This is a genomic window from Gimesia aquarii, from assembly GCF_007748195.1.
GTDB classification, from domain to species: domain Bacteria; phylum Planctomycetota; class Planctomycetia; order Planctomycetales; family Planctomycetaceae; genus Gimesia; species Gimesia aquarii.
The window spans coordinates 2,603,917-2,620,637 of sequence record NZ_CP037920.1 but is presented as its reverse complement, the minus strand read 5'-3'; the positions used below and the strand labels follow the sequence as shown (position 1 = coordinate 2,620,637).

At 43.7% G+C, this 16,721-nt stretch carries 12 protein-coding genes; 1 reads left to right on the top strand and 11 read right to left on the bottom strand.

Translation table 11 applies throughout. The annotated features are described in order from the left end of the window. Positions 1–36: 36 nt before the first annotated feature. The 10 genes from V144x_RS10475 to V144x_RS10425 form a co-directional block, all read right to left on the bottom strand. Positions 37–1,281, bottom strand: coding sequence for a hypothetical protein (locus V144x_RS10475; protein WP_144985117.1), 1,245 nt, complete (start codon positions 1,279–1,281; stop codon positions 37–39). A 396-nt stretch (positions 1,282–1,677) separates the two neighbouring features. Then, positions 1,678–2,889, bottom strand: coding sequence for a hypothetical protein (locus V144x_RS10470; RefSeq protein ID WP_144985116.1), 1,212 nt, complete (start codon positions 2,887–2,889; stop codon positions 1,678–1,680). Continuing rightward, the gene (locus tag V144x_RS10465; protein ID WP_197998858.1) at positions 2,843–4,348 is read right to left on the bottom strand and encodes a hypothetical protein; all 1,506 of its coding nucleotides are present in this window, start codon (positions 4,346–4,348) and stop codon (positions 2,843–2,845) included. The genes V144x_RS10470 and V144x_RS10465 overlap by 47 nt, the downstream gene beginning before the upstream one ends. 163 nt (positions 4,349–4,511) lie before the next feature. Next, entirely contained in the window at positions 4,512–5,261 is a 750-nt protein-coding gene (locus tag V144x_RS10455) for a hypothetical protein (RefSeq protein ID WP_144985113.1), read from the bottom strand. 81 nt (positions 5,262–5,342) lie between these two features. Further along, a complete protein-coding gene (locus V144x_RS10450; RefSeq protein ID WP_144985112.1) occupies positions 5,343–6,059 on the bottom strand; it encodes a hypothetical protein in 717 nt (238 codons plus the stop codon). Positions 6,060–6,207: 148 nt separating this feature from the next. Further along, positions 6,208–6,813, bottom strand: coding sequence for a hypothetical protein (locus tag V144x_RS10445; RefSeq protein WP_197998857.1), 606 nt, complete (start codon positions 6,811–6,813; stop codon positions 6,208–6,210). A gap of 205 nt (positions 6,814–7,018) precedes the next feature. Beyond that, positions 7,019–7,690, bottom strand: coding sequence for a hypothetical protein (locus tag V144x_RS10440; RefSeq protein ID WP_144985110.1), 672 nt, complete (start codon positions 7,688–7,690; stop codon positions 7,019–7,021). A gap of 313 nt (positions 7,691–8,003) precedes the next feature. After that, positions 8,004–11,489, bottom strand: coding sequence for a PVC-type heme-binding CxxCH protein (locus V144x_RS10435; protein ID WP_144985109.1), 3,486 nt, complete (start codon positions 11,487–11,489; stop codon positions 8,004–8,006). A 70-nt stretch (positions 11,490–11,559) separates the two neighbouring features. Beyond that, complete coding sequence (locus V144x_RS10430; RefSeq protein ID WP_197998856.1) at positions 11,560–12,471, bottom strand: SGNH/GDSL hydrolase family protein; 912 nt, start codon at positions 12,469–12,471, stop codon at positions 11,560–11,562. A 166-nt stretch (positions 12,472–12,637) separates the two neighbouring features. Further along, complete coding sequence (locus tag V144x_RS10425) at positions 12,638–13,810, bottom strand: serine/threonine-protein kinase (RefSeq protein ID WP_144985107.1); 1,173 nt, start codon at positions 13,808–13,810, stop codon at positions 12,638–12,640. A gap of 369 nt (positions 13,811–14,179) precedes the next feature. Between V144x_RS10425 and V144x_RS10420 the strand changes: the two genes are divergently transcribed. Further along, positions 14,180–14,590, top strand: coding sequence for a type III secretion system chaperone family protein (locus V144x_RS10420; RefSeq protein ID WP_144985106.1), 411 nt, complete (start codon positions 14,180–14,182; stop codon positions 14,588–14,590). 114 nt (positions 14,591–14,704) lie between these two features. Here V144x_RS10420 and V144x_RS10415 read toward each other — a convergent pair whose 3' ends face one another. Continuing rightward, on the bottom strand, positions 14,705–16,693 hold the full coding sequence (locus tag V144x_RS10415) for an ATP-dependent DNA helicase (protein WP_144985105.1): 1,989 nt from the start codon (positions 16,691–16,693) through the stop codon (positions 14,705–14,707). Positions 16,694–16,721: the final 28 nt, after the last annotated feature.

The following is a 16,721-nucleotide window of genomic DNA, read 5'->3' as shown; positions in this document are numbered from 1 at the left end:
TTTTGTTCTCCCTATTTTTCAGTGCTACTTTAAAGATTATGGTTTCTCTGGTCGTGGTTTTACTTCAGGTGTAGTTGCTGGTGGTCCTCCCGCTGCTACTGCTGGTTTTTCCGCTACTGTTTTTTTTTCTGCTGCTTTTGACAGATCAACGTTTAAGAACTCTTTTAAAGCTGATGATGCCTTACTTTTGAGAAGCGGGGGTAAACCATTTTCCGATGCTATTTCATTGAGTCGCTTTATGATTATGTAGAAACTAGTTTGATCAACTTTCGCTTTCTTAGTGCTTTCTTCCAAATCCTTGACAAATAAGTTTCCTTTTTCCACTAAAGCACTCACAGCATTATAGCGTATTTGAAGATCGATCTTATCTTCTAAAGCAATCTCTTTTAATCCTTGAGTCAGCTCCCAATACCCACGACGCTTATATGTTGACACTGTATTCGTGGCTGTTTCGGAGGGTTTAGCAGTACCATCCAATTCTATTGAAAGTTTTTTTAAATCGGAGCCAAGAGCTTCGGTAACCGCCCAGTCTTTGTCAAAACTGACAGGCGCTTCGTATAAAGAGTTTACCAGCGAATCAACCATTGCCTTATATACAATTGGATCTGGTTTGGGATCTGGTTTGGGATCTGGTTTGGGATCTGGTTTGGGATCTGGTTTAGGATCTGGTTTAGGATCTGGTTTAGGATCTGGTTTAGGATCTGGTTTAGAAGAGAGTGTAAATGTGAGTGTGAGAGTGGGACTGAAGGTGAGAACGAGAGTTGAAGTTGAAGTTGGAGTTGAAGTTGGAGTTGTTGTTGGTGGTGTTGTTGGTGGTGTTGTTGTTGGTGGTGGTAATGGCGGGAGCGATGTATCCTGAATTGCTGGATGAGTCAAAATCAACGACATGTGTTTGACGATTTGAATTCGCAGATCTTGATCTTCACACCGAGAATTGAGAATTGCCTGCAAAATATGAAGTATATCTTTTCTGTTAGAAAATTCTTTTTGTGTTGCAGCAGAACAAATAATCTGCAGAGAATTGATTCTTGCTTCAGTCGGATATTTTCCACAGCCTTGAAGAATTGCCAGGTGCTGACATCTGATTTCATTTAAGACGTCAACAATGCCTGGCAAATTTTCGGCATCGAAGGCCTTTGTGTTACAGGAATTCTGCACCGGAATTGTTTCAGGTTCAGATTGTGCCCACAACCTTGTGTCATTTGAAAAGAATAAGCCAATCAAGACCAGAAAAATGACAGGGAATTTCACGAGGCCATTAAGTCGAGTTTGCTGAAACATGTCCTCTCCTTTCAAAATAATCATCGAATAATCAGCACATGTGTTATCTTGAGTAACAAATTATCAGAAAACAAGCGCACACACCACATTTACCCCATTCCCCCCTAATCTTTTCATGATTAAGTTCCAGCCCATTAATGTCTGTATCTGCAAAATCTGTATCTGTAAAACACGCTCTGCTAACAGAAAATGAGATAAACAAAAACAGAATGGAATCCTTGAATAGATTCCCGTTACAAAGAGAAGTAGTAAGCAGAGAAGTGATTTGGCAAAACCAAATGTAAGAAGCGTAAGAGGCCTTGACTTTAAAACTTGTCGGCCTCAGTCATTTTCAACTTTGATTTCTTGGATAGTCAGGTGACTATTTCTAATGATTGAAAACTGGAACAGCACTTTCTATGGACTTAGATCCAACAGATCTAAAGTAGTAAATTCGATTACATCACCGTCCTGTAGTATTATCTTCGTAAAGGGCTCGTAATAGACATTCCATTTTTTTTGTGCCGTTTCTATGGCTTCTTTTTCGTCGGCACTAATATTTTGCTTTGCACTCTGGGGGCGACTAAATATGCCGTAATAATAATTGGGGAGCAGGATTCGCAACAACCGGCCTTCAAAATTGCGGTAGATCACAATGACTGCAGGAACATTCTTATCGAATTCCTTTGAATAATCTTCTGTAAGAATTACTGAACTAGGATTAACTTCATTTCCATTCGTTCCTATTTCGAATACGCCAGTTCTTTTTGCGATACCTCTCAAAATAATTTGGCCATTCTTTCTGGTAGAACTGGTCTTTGTCTTATTCTTAGCGCTAAATTCTTTGAAGTCGTCTGCGGTTTGCGTGAAAATCAAATCATTTGGAAGAATCGAAATATTAGCAACTTGTGGCGCCCCCAAAAACACACGCGGAAACACTGTTGTTACTGGTCCTCGAATTAAATAGATGACCTTAGGCCGCAACTCAAGAATACTGGAAATGTCTGCTGCTTTTTTTGCATTGTTTTCTACATTTTCTTCATCCCGTTTCTTTTGTGCAGCATTTTCTTTTTCTGCTGCTGTATTTGCTGCTGCCATGGCTTTAGCAGTTTCTGCTTTCGCATTTGCTAACGCCTGGAATTTATTTCTAATATTTGCTTTCGTTGTGAGAATCGCGTAATCAAGTTCGTACTCTATCAAAAATGAATACAGCCCCACTCCCTGTCTCGGAACTTCAATTAGCTGAGGTCCCATTGGGAAAAATGACGCTGCCACGTTACCAGTGGCTGTGTCTTCCCCTTTGTGTTTATGATGTTTTTTGGGTTCGTGTTTTTCTTTGCTGAAGAGCTTGAAATCGACTAACGTAATCTGCTGATTCAGTGCCCCAAACTCTTTCTTAACTTTGTGCTGTCTTTTAGCGATTTTTTCTGCTCTGGGAGGCGTGTGCTTTTTAGAATCTTCATAGTTTTTAAGAAGCCCTAACTGCAATGCACCCGAAGTGCATCCCTGCTGAGAAAGCAACAATAACAGTAGCAACATCAAAGTCTGTTTCATCATGCATCCTTGCACAATCGATAAAGTTTCATTGATTTTCCCACTCCCAATTGGGAACAAATCTGTTTCGATCAATTTTCCCGTTCAATCCTAAACGTAATATCACCTCATCAATGCGACAAGCAAAAGCAACCTTATTATTAGGTATCGAATCTTCCACTAACTGTGCGAACACAAGACCGATTACGAGCCACGATAACTTTGACCTGATTGTAAGTTTCAACATCAGCACAGACCCACTGTCACCGCCAGTTAAAAAAACATCATTATTTCTAGCACTAATGATATTCTTCAATGGTAGAGGGCTAGTAGAAGGGATCGTTACCTGTGTCAGCGACGCATCAAAAAAACCTTCTTTTAAACGATTCGTGCTGGCACCATATTTAAAGACTGGCCTCAAATGCATATTGTCTGGCAAGCTCTCTTCCGCAAAGTAGATAGGCATGCCATTAAGTCCGTCATTGACTCCTTTTATCATATAGGGAGTTGAGCTTACTTGATCTAGGAATATTTTTGATGCGTCAACAAATGGATCAGCATCCGGATTTGAAGTAGCTCCGAACACGGTTCCAATAGGTTGTTCAGGTTGAACAACTGAAGTTGTTAAGCGTATTGCCTGATTCGAAACAACGTGCTTGTTTGTCAATCCGTAATGTTCACCGTTTTCTCCAATCACGATTCCTAAAGTTCCATAATCATTGGCCATACCTGCTTCCGCAACTGGTTGCCCACCGGCTATTCGAAAGCTTGGGTCAGTAGGCTCTGGAGGACCTTGTCCACCTGCTAATCTGCCAATAGGAGTAGCCAGTTCAAAGCCTCCTCGAACGACCTTAATTGGTGTGTCATTGATGGCAACCGGAAGTGAATCGATTTTCCTTACTTTCAATTCGTCATCATGTAATTTTTCAGTGACATTAATCATGATGACGTACTCCAATGGTGATACGAGTCGATCATATTTTGTCCGGAAACAGATCTTCATCCCATTTACATCACCAAAATCCAGTATCTGTTTCTGTTTGCCTCGAGACTTTTTCCTTTTTGACTGCTTTGCTTCTTGTCGTTTTTTCTGAATCACCAGTTCTTCACTGAGTAATTCATATGCGTCTTGCGCTTTTCTATACTGTGCTTCTAATTCCTGCTTACGCGCAGCCATCTCCTCTCTTGCCTCTTTCAGTTCAATGATTCTCAATAGAGGATAGGGCTGCCATGCGTTTGTCTTTGCGTCAACGAAGACGTTGGAATTAGCTGGCTTAGTAGAAGCAAAAACAGTGGGAACATTTGCCAGTGGTCCCTGGATCTGACTCTTCTTTTTTCTCGAAACCTTTTTGTGAGCCTTTTTGGGAGCTTTTCGCGCGGCCGGGGCTTTTACTGGTGCCCCAGTCTTCTTGCTAGCAATTGTTTTCTTAGCACTCTTTTTTGGTGTTGCTTTTTTCTTTGAAGCTGCCTTTTTTTTAGGTGTAGCCTTTTTCTTTTTGGTTGCCGCCTTTTTCTTTGGTGAACGTGCAGTCTTCTTTGAAGGTCGTTTTTTCATCGCTCTATGTAGCCCCCTTTGAATAAGATTAGCCTAAGATCAGTTCGAGTACTGACAACAGGACAAAATGCACACATAGATACGATACATAACAGCACATATATTCCACAAGAAAATTCTAGGAGCTTTAGAGCATTTGCGTAAATATATTTTAATACTCTTGCTACTCTATTAGTTCCAGAGCCGGGGGTGCTGCTGAACGAAAAGAGCTGCTGAACTGCTTCTGTTCTGCGGGTAGCTCTGCTTTAGGATCGGCAGCGGGCATCGGATGAACTGGTTTTTGTGAAGGAACGGGACAGGTTTTACACCCCGCGATGTATTGTTGCACAAAGCCATTTACCTCATGCTCCCAATTAGGGCGTGCCAAATCGAACCGTTGGCAGGCGATGATTGATTTCTCGAATTTCAAATTGGGGTGGTCCTGGTCTTCTCCTTTAACAACTCCACTAGAACTAGTGAGGGCCCCCGAAACGGTTCCTAACGCTGTCCCAATTTGTGCCATAGTCTGTTCTTCAACCTTCGCTTTGATGCTCTTGAAATATTGATCATCATCAAAAGTTATTCCATCAGCTCTACTCTCACCAATTGTAAGCGATCCTCCCGCAGGTCGCACAAAATCAACCAAAAAGACTTTGTCTGTATAAGCGAGAACTGAATCCACTTCATATTGCGGTGGAGAAAATGACTGTAATCTGACTCCGTCACTGCCTTGAACCAAGACCTGTTGCTCATAGATAGATACAACAACATGAGTTGGCACTTTCAACTTAACGGGAATTCCTTTCTTCTTTTTACCAAAACATTCCGGGTAAAGAGAATCATTATCAAGTCTTCCCAGTGACATAGTTTTGAACGAAGTACATCCTACATGCTGTAACGGAACTAATAAGAGCATGACAAGTAATAAACGCATTCGTGACTCCTTCACTGTATTTGTATTTTTATTTCCATAGTATTTCTCGAATGAGCTTGCGCTCTTTAAAACTAAGTTGTCCTAATTTTCGGAAAGGGCAAGATCACTGTTTTTCTGATTTAGATAGGTGTCCAGGAACCCCATCACATCTTCTTCAAAATGTTCGGAATTCAGATCGAAACGAGACCAGGCAATCACGCGTGTCGTTTCAAGTACATTCAATTCTAATTTCTGCTTATCATCGCCTCCGCTAACTGTGGCCCCCGTTTGCGGAAAGGCCTTAAGAAATTTGAGCGAGGAAGCCAACAATTCCGCTGATCTTTCGATGGTCCTGTCTTCAATATGGTAGTGCAAACCACTCAACTGCCCTTTACCACTGTATTCGTAGGATTTCGTTTCACCTTTTTCTAATTGATCATCGGATAAATCATCACTCTTGAACGAAAAACCGAAGGAATTGCTGGTAACCCCCTCTCCTGTTGGCCCGGCTGCAGGACGAACCGGATCAACCAGAAAGACCTTTTCGATGTACTTGACATCATGAGAGACTGTACGAGTGGGACGACAGGATGTGACTGGCATCATTTCTGTCCCTTCCACTCGCCAGAATGTTTTTTCTTCAATCTTCAGTTCAAGATGAGTCGGCACCTTGAGGGAAACCGGAACACCTTTTAAATGCTTATCTGGATTGGCAATAACCGTATCATCTTCCAGCCTGTCATAGACTGTTGTTTTGATGGAACTACAACCAACGCACAAAAGAAACAGCAATATTATATTGGGGCCCCAATAACGCATCGAGATCTCCGTTTCTCTGATTCGATTTCAGAATAAAATAGAAATTTGTAATAACAAACACACAGATGATGATCTGTCTTAATACCCAATCTTTCACTAACAAATCACATCCGTGCATGCACCGAATTAATCAGGATTTCTTTAACTATTATTCGAGGCCTTTTAGTGCTGGCGGCACATCAGGAATAAACTCACTCGATATTAGATTCTGTGAAGGTGAGTTAGGGGACGTAGACACCCCCACTTGACACGAACCGCACTCGCCAAGATATTTCGCAACGAAACAGTTCAATTCATCTTCCCAGTGAGGTCGAGCCAAATCGAAACGTTGATGTGCAACGATTGAATCTTCAAAATGCACGTTGGCTAAACCTTTTTCCGGATCCACGAATTTTGCAGATACAGTTTCTCCCGCAATCACCTTCTTTTTGAAATAACTACCTGGATTTTCAACGACATCGTCCAGCACCCCGATAACTTGTTCCATAGTCTGTTCACTGGCTTTCGCCTGAATAGATTTGAAGTACTGTTCATCATCAAATTCAATTCCCTCTTTATTACCCGTGCCTAATAAGCTGAGAGTCCCGCCAGCAGGGCGCACAAAATCCACAAGAAACACTTTATCAGTGTAAGCCAGACCTGTTTCTACCTTATATTGTGGTGGTGAAAAGGACTGCAACTTCACTCCCTTAGGCCCTTGAATTAAAACCTGCTGCTCGTAGACCGTGACGGTAACGTGCGAGGGTACTTTCATTTTTACTGGTATCCCTTTCGCTTTCCGCCCAAAACAGTCCACGAAAAGAGAATCAGTATCGAGTCTGCCTAGTGTCGTCGTATGAAACGAGGCACAACTCAATGTTATGAAAGGGAGTAGCAACGAGACGACAAGAATAAAACGCATTCGTGACTCCTTCACTTTGTTTCGCCCTGTGGATCCTATCCAGGCGATTGCAGAATTTTTATTTATTACAGGTTTTTACCGGACTGTCCGGTCTACACGGTTTTTCGTTGAGATAGGTATCGAGAAACCCCATCACTTCTTCTTCAAAATGTTCAGAATTAATGTCAAATTGAGACCAGGCAATGACTCGTGTGGTCTCTATGACATCCAAGCTGTTTACATTTTGATTCCCACCTCCAAAACCGGTCTTTTGTCCTGTTGCTGGCTTAGGAAAGGCTCTCACAAAACCGATGGCATCTTTCAGCAATTGGGCTGATTGAGTAATGGTCGTGTCTGTAATACTGTATTGCAGCCCGTCAAGTTGACCTGAACCACTAAAATCCGTTCCGCCTTTAAAGGTAAAGCCATATTCACTGGAGCCTGCGCCAGGTTTCACTGGATCAACCAAAAAGATTTTTTCAGTGTATTGGACTTCGGGAGTCACATCCCGGGTGGCTCGACAACTTGAAACGCGAGTGAGCTCAGATCCTTCCACGTACCAGAACGTTTTTTCCTCTATCGTCAACTTAAGATGAGTCGGTATTTTGAGGGTAACGGGTACGCCTTTGAGATGTTTGTCTGGATTGGCGATGAGCGTGTCGTCTTCCAGACGGTCGTAAGCGGTTGTCTTGATGGAGCCGCAACCTGTGCTTAGCGCAAGCAACAGCGCAGCCACGATCGAGCAGCGCATAGAGACCTCCGTTTCTCTAATGGGAATTAAGATTAAATGAGGGCAATGAGTGATTACCCTTCTTTCTGTCACAATCAGTATCGGAGGAGTGACATTATTTCCAGTAAACTACGTGCCAAAAGAACCATAGATTCAGTACATCCGACAGCATGTTCACTCACAAAAGGAAGAACTGATATAACCGGACATGGGCTGAATCAGCCTTAGATTCAAGGAAAACCTTGAGACCGCAAGCTCTTAGATGCTCCTGAGACTGATGACAAACCAGTCCTGTCATAAACAGACTATTTCAGCACTCAGCCGTGTTCGGCAGCTATTTTCCATTCACAATCGCCACCTGAGCCGGTGAATCTTTTGCATCCAGTAGTTCCAGACGCAGGACATCACGCTCGGGAGTCAGATTGATGGCAAAGGTCAGTCGATGCTTGCCTTTGGTGAGTTCCAGTTCGGTCTCCGGTTTGAGGACCACCGGTTTTTCGCCGATCCACATTTTCAGACCTTCGACCGAATTGAATTTCAGAATCGTTTTACCGGGCGAAGTTGCTTCCAGTTCACAACGCACAAAGGCAGCGCCTTTCGCCCGATTTGAAACATGCAGCTTTCCGATCTCATCAAAGTTTCTAACGGGTAAATTTCCATTTACTTGGCTATAAGCTGGCTCCCAGACAAACGCAGGGTTTTCCGTAGCAGCTGTTGCATGCCTTGTTCTTCGAATCGCGTTCATTGCCGCAGGTGTGCCTTTCATGACACGCCAGCGTCGTACAACACGCTCTTTACCCACTCTGTATGCTTCTGTTTTTCCCAACTCGGAAAGAAACCGAGTCAAATCAACTAATTCTTGCCGAGTTAACTTATCTAATAAACCAACTGGCATCAGAGATGCAGCTGGTGCTTCTTCGTCAATCTGATCCAGGGGAATATTCATGATGTTGTCATTCACATCCCGTAACACCAGTTGACTATCTGTGCGACGTACCAAAACACCGGAGAAGACTTTCCCCTGATCTGTGACAACAGTCACCGCGTTATAATTTTCTTTGACCTTCTTATTTGGATTCAACAAAGAATCGACGATGTAGTCCAACTGCGCACTCCCGCCGAGGCTGATCATATCAGGACCCACTTTACCGCCGGCGCCTCCAATCGCATGGCATTTCAAGCAAGACAAATCTGCTCTACGAAAGATGGCTTCACCCCGTTTTGCATCACCCTTGGTTTTAATGGCGCTGACCATACTTGCCATCTCTTTCGGCGAGAGATTCACAGCTTGTGGCGCGCCGCTACTGGATAATCCTCCCGCCACAGCAATGGCTTTTGCCAATTGCGGGTTGGCCCGACCGGATGATTGTATTAAGCGCCCCAGTTGTATGGCAGCGTCTTTGGAGATCGTTTTCCCATTGAGTGCATGAACCAGAACACCTGCGCCTCTTTTTCTCTGCACGAAAATGTTCGACAATGCGGAAAGCTGCGAAGGCGAAGTAATGTCTTTCATTAAGCTTACTGTTTGTTTGGCAGCAAGTTTAAGATTCATCTCCGCCAGTGCGGCAACAGATGCAATGCGAAGATCTTGAGAGTCGCTGTCAATACTCAGATTCTCTAGAAGATCCTGATTCTGTATGCCTCCCAAGCGGGCTAATGCAAAGAGACACGATTTTCGTAGCTCTAATTTGGTCTGATCCGACTGTGCCAGATCACGAATCGGCGTTCGTAAAGATTCGTTTTTCCAGAGCCCGGCACAATCGATGGCCGCCTGTTGAACAGGTAGACTCTGCGAGGTAAACAACTTTTGCAATGAACTCAAATCACCGGCAGGTCGTACTTTTCTTGATTGAAATGCCTGGACTAATGCTCGTAAAATAGTGGCTTTCTGAGCTGCTTTCGTATCTTTTTTCAATGCGAGTTCAAACAGTGGTTGCAAATCATTTGAGGTACCAAATTTGGCCATGAGGTTCAGACTGGTTTGCATTTCACTATCGGGAATCTGGCCGGTCTGAATTAATTTCGTAATGACCGGTGCGACTTCTGATGAATTCACAGCCGTTAATGCAAATAGAAGTTTGCGCGGATCTTTTTGAAGTGTTGATTTCCCCTCCAGTACTTGTGGCAGCCAGATCGGTTTTGTTTCGCGAGTAGTCAGCCAGAGAGCATAGTCCAGGAATTCATCTATTGGATGATCCAATGCTTGATAAGCATCAGTTAAGACTGTAGGTTGATCATAGAAAGAAAGCGCACGCACCGCTTCCAAACGAACCCTTGGATGGGTATCATCGGCTAAAGGTGCGATCAATTGATAGCTGAGGGGAATTTGGTCTTTCCAATGTCGTGCTACACGGACTGCAGCTGCACGTGCTCTGCCATCTTTGGACTCTAAACAACGTATTAACAATTCCGGCTGCACACTATTAATACATTGTGCTACCCAAAGGCCTTCTAACAGGTTGTGTTCGAATTGCAAGTCATTAGGATCGAGATTTTTCAGCCAGACTTTTAAGTCATTCTCTACTTTCGCCTGTCCACGCTCCCTTAGAACGTTTTTAGCATTTTGACGTGTCCATTCTTCAGGCAGCTTTAATGCATCCAGTAATTCCTGATTGGTTGCATTAACCAGTTTGGGACGGGGTAATGTGGGTTTACCTTTATAGGTCACGCGCCAGATACGTCCGTGAGTATGATCACGGCGGGGATCTCGAAAATCGACTTCGCCATGCTGAATGATTGGGTTGTACCAATCCGCGATGTAAATTGCACCATCAGGCCCCATTTTGACATCAATCGGGCGAAAGGCAACATGGTCCGTTTTGATGACTTCTACCTGTTCTCGCGAAACATACCCGGCTTCATTTTCTGTAACCACAAACCGGCATACACGATGCCCGCGGAAATCATTCGTGATCATGTTCCCCTGCCAGTCATCGGGAAGATGACGCCCACTCAATATTTCCAGACCACAGTGTTTGGGGCTGCCAAGGTTCAAACCTTTCAGAATACGGTCCATCCCAACAGCCGTTACAAAAGCAGCCCCCGGAAATGTATAATTGATGCCATGCCCATAAGCACCATCAGTACAGAACGACTGTCCCCAACGGTCAAAATGATGTCCCCAACTGTTAACCATGCCTCGCATGACGACTTCGAGGTCCATCGTTTCGGGACGATACTTCCAGATACCGCCTCCATTGAGACGACGTACGCCGTGGGGGGTTTCAATGTGACTGTGAATATAGATCGACTGATTGAAATAAAGGTGCCCCCCCGGTCCCCAACGAAGTGTATGTAAAATATGGTGAGTGTCTTCCGTACCGAATCCTGCTAAAACGGTTTTTCTTACGTCTGCCTTGCCATCGCCGTTTGTATCTTTGAGATGCAATAACTCCGTACTATTTCCAACATACGCACCACCATCGCCGGGCATAACCGCAGTTGGAATTAACAGTCCATCGGCAAAAACAGTTGTTTTGTCCGCGGTCCCATCGCCATCTTTGTCCTCCACTACAAGAATTTTGTCGTTGGCTTTTTCACCCGGCTTGATATGGGGATAAATTTCGGAAGCAGCAATCCAGAGTCGGCCTTGGGGATCGAAATTCATTTGAATCGGTTTCGCGATTTGTGGATCAGCCGCATAAAGGTTGACTTCGAATCCTTCAGCCACTTTGAACGACTTTCGTTCAAGTTCCGGATCAGGGGGAGGAATGTCCGTCAGATCGCGTTGTGCCCATGTGGTTGATTGTGTTAGCAGGTAAAACGCACATAGTGAGAAAAGAAAAAAAAGCCGTAACGAACGATTGGATTGATTTATCACGGGAACGATCCTTTTGAGATCAAATAACGGTTGTAGAACTATTTCGGAGATAATAAATTGTTGATCACAATTACTGAGACAAAATCAGGCGATGAATCTCAGTTTCATTTTTTTCGATCAATGGAATGAACTGCGGTAACTCTTTCGCGTTCTGGCCTTGTTCATGCTTCCGGAAGCCAAGCAGGTAGGTGATATTCTGAGGTCGCCAGTTGTGAAAGTAATGACGGTTCTTCTCAAATGTTAACTCTTTTACTTTCTGCACAGTATCCGGAGACAGGATAACAGGTTGTAATCCAAGATCAGCTGCAATGATTTCAGCAGCTTTCTGATAACCAGCGTCAGTTAAATGAATCCCATTCGTTGTCCATTTCAGTTGCGGTTTTCCAGCTGGTTCAGTAATCAATTTCGTAAAAAGATCAACGAAATAGTGATTACCCCGCATCGCCGTTTCCTGTAACAGATTGGAGTAAAGCTTCAGATCTTGATTATGAGATTTTGGATCAGGCAGGGGATGACCTGCATATTCAGATCGATGTGGGGACAGAATAACGATTTTGGCTCCAGTTGGCTTCAGATCAGCAATCAACTTTTCGAGTTGTTTCTGAAATGCTGGTAACCCTGCCTTACCTGCATATGCTTCATTCCCTCCGTAACCAAGCAAAATCACATTTGGTTTCAAATCTTTCACTTGCATGAGCATCCGTTGATACCCCACAGCCGGAGGATCAAAAATTCCTCGTGATTCGGCCCAGACTGTATCGGCACTCCAACCTAAATTTCGGAATGATAGTTTCGACTGTGGAAAGCTTCTTAAGAATACACTCTCCCAGTTTCCGAACTTTTGAGCCCGCTCGATCAACGTGTTGCCGAGAAAGATCACTCGATCTCCGGTTTTTAACTCAAATGGTTGCGTTTCAGCAGAAACTCGATGAATAGAACCAAAAATAAAGAAGAGCAGTAGTAAAGAGAGACGCTGTTTCACGGGGGAACCTCTAAAGTTAGTCGAGAGAAGATCACAATCTATATTAGTTAAAATAACAGGCTGTAAGGGGAACGGCAAATCAGGAATCTGAAAAAACGACCAAATTTCAATGCTTAGAGGTCTACTTTGTTAGCATTGTAAAGATATCATTCAAATTCAGAATCGATCAAGATTCCAGTGAGGAGTCGTGCTGCGATGGCTCCTCAATATAGCGTGTTGTGGACACTGTTGTTTCCGGATCAGAGGAAAAGTGACCATTATCAAAAAAATCCGTTTCGACTTCCTCGACCCAAAGGCGTAACTCATTTTCGTAATCACTGGGAAGATCACTTTTGACGAGTAGCCGATGGAAGTCAGCAGCTCCATCCTCCCCCAGTTCTGCTGCTTCTGCACTCTGGAAACGTTCGCGTGGATCGGGATGAACGAGTCTGTGAATTAGCTTCATTAATGGTTCACTCAATGCAAACTCTTCAGCCGGAAACCATTGGGGAAGCTGTTGTAGAATGTTCTCTTTGGCTTTAATTAACTGTGCATATTTCAGATTGGCAAAAGGCTGAAATCCAGTGATCACTTCAATCAGAATATATCCCAAACTGGCAAGATCTGATTGCGGTGTCGCTCGTCCTCCTGAGAGTACCTCAGGTGCAGCGTAAGTTGGTGTGCAGGGTTGATTGGAAGGCAAGTTGTTCAAATCAATCGCCGAACCAATATCAATGATCTTTGCATTTCCACTACGTTTGAGCATAATATTCGCAGGCTTCATATCGCAGTGGATAATATCGCTTCGATGTAAAGCCGCCAGCGCCGCTAGACATTCACGAAGAATGGCAACTGCTACTCCCGGTTTTAATCTTGGTTGCTGAACTCCTTTTGTAAAAACATTGCTATTGATTTTTTTCCAGCGTCGCGAAGTCACTTGTTCTCGGATCTGTTTAAATGTTGCTGGAGTCAGCAAGCTGCGCAGGTCATATCCATCAACCCATTCCATTTCCATGATATAAATGTGATCTCGTTTGACGAAATTTTGAACAGCAACCAGATGATTTTCTTGGATGCGAGCTACACGGGCTGAAACCTGAGCTATACGCCCCATCTCATTTTGATAGTCCTGGCTGCTCGCATACCGCTTAGGAGAAAACAATTTAAGTGCAACAGGTATATTAAACCCATCTGCCCCTTTGCGAGCACTCAAATAAACAACCCCCTGACCTCCAATTCCCAGGCAGCGCGAGAATATCCGCTCATTATTCCATTGCAAAAGGTTGTTGTTGAGCAATTTCTGATAATGCTTGTCTAGGTCTGACAATTGTACTGGTTGTGAAGAATCATGTGTGGTCAAAGGAAATCCGCGTGAACTTTGAAAGATTGACTTCAGGTATTTGCCTTAAAACAGGTAAAGAAACAAGCTGACACTACTTGTTATTTTCCAGTTTAATTCTAATGGCAGCATTTACTCAAATTAGAATCTTGCCACCTTACAAAAATAATGTTGCTTTTTTGAGTGGAGTTGTTAAACAATAGAGAGCAGAGGGATATTGAAATCGGCTTTGTTTCAGGAATCGTAACACATCTTAAACAGAAATGAAGGTCAGACAACCTGGAAGTAATAGATTGGACAGAATATCAAGCTATCAGGTTCAGTTTGAAAAACTTTTCTCGGTCGACCCTTTTTTCAAAGGATCGAAATATTTGTTCAAGGAGTAGGACAATGATTGCGACAATAAAAACGGCGTTGAACGCGCAATCGATCTCAGAGTTAATTGATGAAGTGTGTACTCTGGTGGAAGCAGGAGAGGGCTGTTGGAAAGTTGAGTATGGCAAACGCATCTTGTTTCTAATTGTCGATGCTGACCATGATCGAGTGCGCATCATGACCCCCATTCTCAAGGAAGAAGATCTGGAAGAAGATGATTTGTGGGATGTGATGGAAGCAAACTTTGATCGCTCGCTTGATGCACGCTATGCCATTGGTGATGGTCTTTTATGGTCTGTTTTTCTGCATCCTCTGACAGACTTGAGCCGTAATCTATTCTTAGATGGATTGGATCAAGTGGTCACTCTGGCGAATAATTTTGGCGGTTCGTTTTGTAGCAGTGATGTCATTTTTAGCTCAGAATGACATCCAACAGGATTTTAGACTAAAGACAACTGTTCCGCATAAGTAGCTCAGCTTTTTTCCATAGTTCAATCATGAGTACTGAGACAAAAGGTAATCAGCCCGTATTGTTTAGAGCTAGCAATCTTGTTTATCGATGATCTTAGTGCAATCGGGCAAGCTGTCCAGAAATATTTGACCATAGCGTTTAGTACGCACTCTCGGATCAAGAATGACGACTTGCCCATGATCGCTGGCACTACGAATTAATCGGCCAAACCCTTGTTTAAGTTTGATAATGGCTTCAGGAACCTGATAATCCATAAATGGATTACCACCGCGATTGCGAATCGCTTCCATCCTTGCTTCCAGAAGCGGATGATCGGGAACACTAAAGGGGAGCCTGGTAATAATCACATTGGTTAAGGCATCACCGGGAACATCGATTCCCTGCCAGAAACTATCAGTACCAAACAATACTCCTCTTTGATTGTTTCGGAATCGCTCCAGCATCAGTGAGCGTGGTAACCCATCACCTTGCAGGTAGAGCGCCAGGTTATGCTCCTGCAACCAGGGACTGATATGATCGGCACATTGCGTCATCATTTTGTAGCTTGTAAACAATCCAAATGCATGCCCGTCTGTCTGCTTGATATACTGTTTTAATTTTTCACAAACGGCTAGCTCATAATCAGCTGGTGCATCACCAGGATCGGGCATCGTTTCGGGTAAGATCAATCGAACCTGCTCTTGGTAATTAAAAGGGCTACCTAATTTCAGCTCTTCACATTGTGTGAGTCCCAGTCGAGAGCGAGTAAAACCAAAATCCTGAGTGCCAACTGCTAAAGTCGCACTGGTAAGAATCACTGAATTCGCCTGGTTAAATAGCTCGTCTCTTAGAACTGGCCCTACATCCACAGGAGCATTGACCATCTTAACTCGCTGATTTCTACCACGCGAAACTTCAACCCAGTATACTGAATCGGATTCTGCTTGCTGGGTTAACCAGCTATTCAAAGCATCTCCTAATGCTGAGCTCCGTTCTGCAGCAGCCTGTAGTTCGATCTGTTCTTCTTCATTTTTCAATGTAAAAGCATATTCAGAAATATGTGCCGCTAATAACTTCATCTCCTGAGTAAGCGTATTTTCAATAGGTGGTTGTTGTCTAATGCGTCGATTCGATAAGCCATGGCTGGATTGCCATTCCAGTAAATGATCAAATAAATCTTCGACCATAAATCTGAGCCGCGTGACATGTTGTTGGCAATCAACCAGATTATGATGTAGTAACAGCCCTTTTTGCGTTCTGTCGTTATACAGCTTATTGAATAAATAATCGAACTGGCTGTTTGTGATTGACAAACCAAGGTGATCCCCGGCGACAGCTTCAATCGTATGCGCTTCATCTAAAATCACGGTGTCATAATCCGGGAGAATATTGCTTCCCTCTCGGCGTAAAGCGAGATCAGAAAAAAATAATGCGTGGTTGACAACCAGTACATCTGCATTCCAGACACGTCTGCGAGCACGGTAATAGAAGCATTCATTATAGGTCGCACAACGTTTTCCCAGACAGTTACCGTGTTCGCTCTGAATTTCATCCCAGATTTTGGGAATCGGTCGGAACTCAAGATCAGCACGGCTGCCATCAGTCGTCTTGCGCGACCATTGCACAATCTCGTCGAGCTGATCCAATTCATCCTGTCGGGAAAAGATGCTGCCTGCTCGATCTACCGTTCCTTTCATGCGTCGGAGACTCATATAATTAGAGCGTCCCTTTACTAAAACCGCAGAAAACTCGACCGGTAATACTGCATTCAAGAAGGGAATGTCGCGGGTAATTAGCTGTTCCTGCAAACTGATGGTATTAGTAGAAACGATGAGCCGTTTCCGATCTTTTCCAGTTTGAATTTCGTTTTGTTGACAGGTTGCTAATATGGCCGGAACTAAATAGGCAAAACTCTTACCGACCCCCGTTCCGGCTTCGACTAATAGATGTTTTTTCTGTTCGATGGCCTCTGCGACTGCTTCGGCCATTTCCAGTTGCTCAGGACGATGCTCATATTGATCGAGTCTCTGGGCAACCTTACCATCATTTCCGAGAATTGAAAATACATCTGTAGTCAAAAGTGGGCCTCACCTGCTGAGTTGAATC

Excerpts from the sequence above, each read along its gene's own strand:
- V144x_RS10465 (WP_197998858.1), bottom strand. The coding sequence starts at position 4,348 with ATGAAAAAACGACCTTCAAAGAAGACTGCACGTTCACCAAAGAAAAAG.
- V144x_RS10440 (WP_144985110.1), bottom strand. The coding sequence starts at position 7,690 with ATGCGCTGCTCGATCGTGGCTGCGCTGTTGCTTGCGCTAAGCACAGGT.
- V144x_RS10450 (WP_144985112.1), bottom strand. The coding sequence starts at position 6,059 with ATGCGTTATTGGGGCCCCAATATAATATTGCTGTTTCTTTTGTGCGTT.
- V144x_RS10445 (WP_197998857.1), bottom strand. The coding sequence starts at position 6,813 with ATGAAAGTACCCTCGCACGTTACCGTCACGGTCTACGAGCAGCAGGTT.
- V144x_RS10420 (WP_144985106.1), top strand. The coding sequence starts at position 14,180 with ATGATTGCGACAATAAAAACGGCGTTGAACGCGCAATCGATCTCAGAG.
- V144x_RS10455 (WP_144985113.1), bottom strand. The coding sequence starts at position 5,261 with ATGCGTTTATTACTTGTCATGCTCTTATTAGTTCCGTTACAGCATGTA.
- V144x_RS10475 (WP_144985117.1), bottom strand. The coding sequence starts at position 1,281 with ATGTTTCAGCAAACTCGACTTAATGGCCTCGTGAAATTCCCTGTCATT.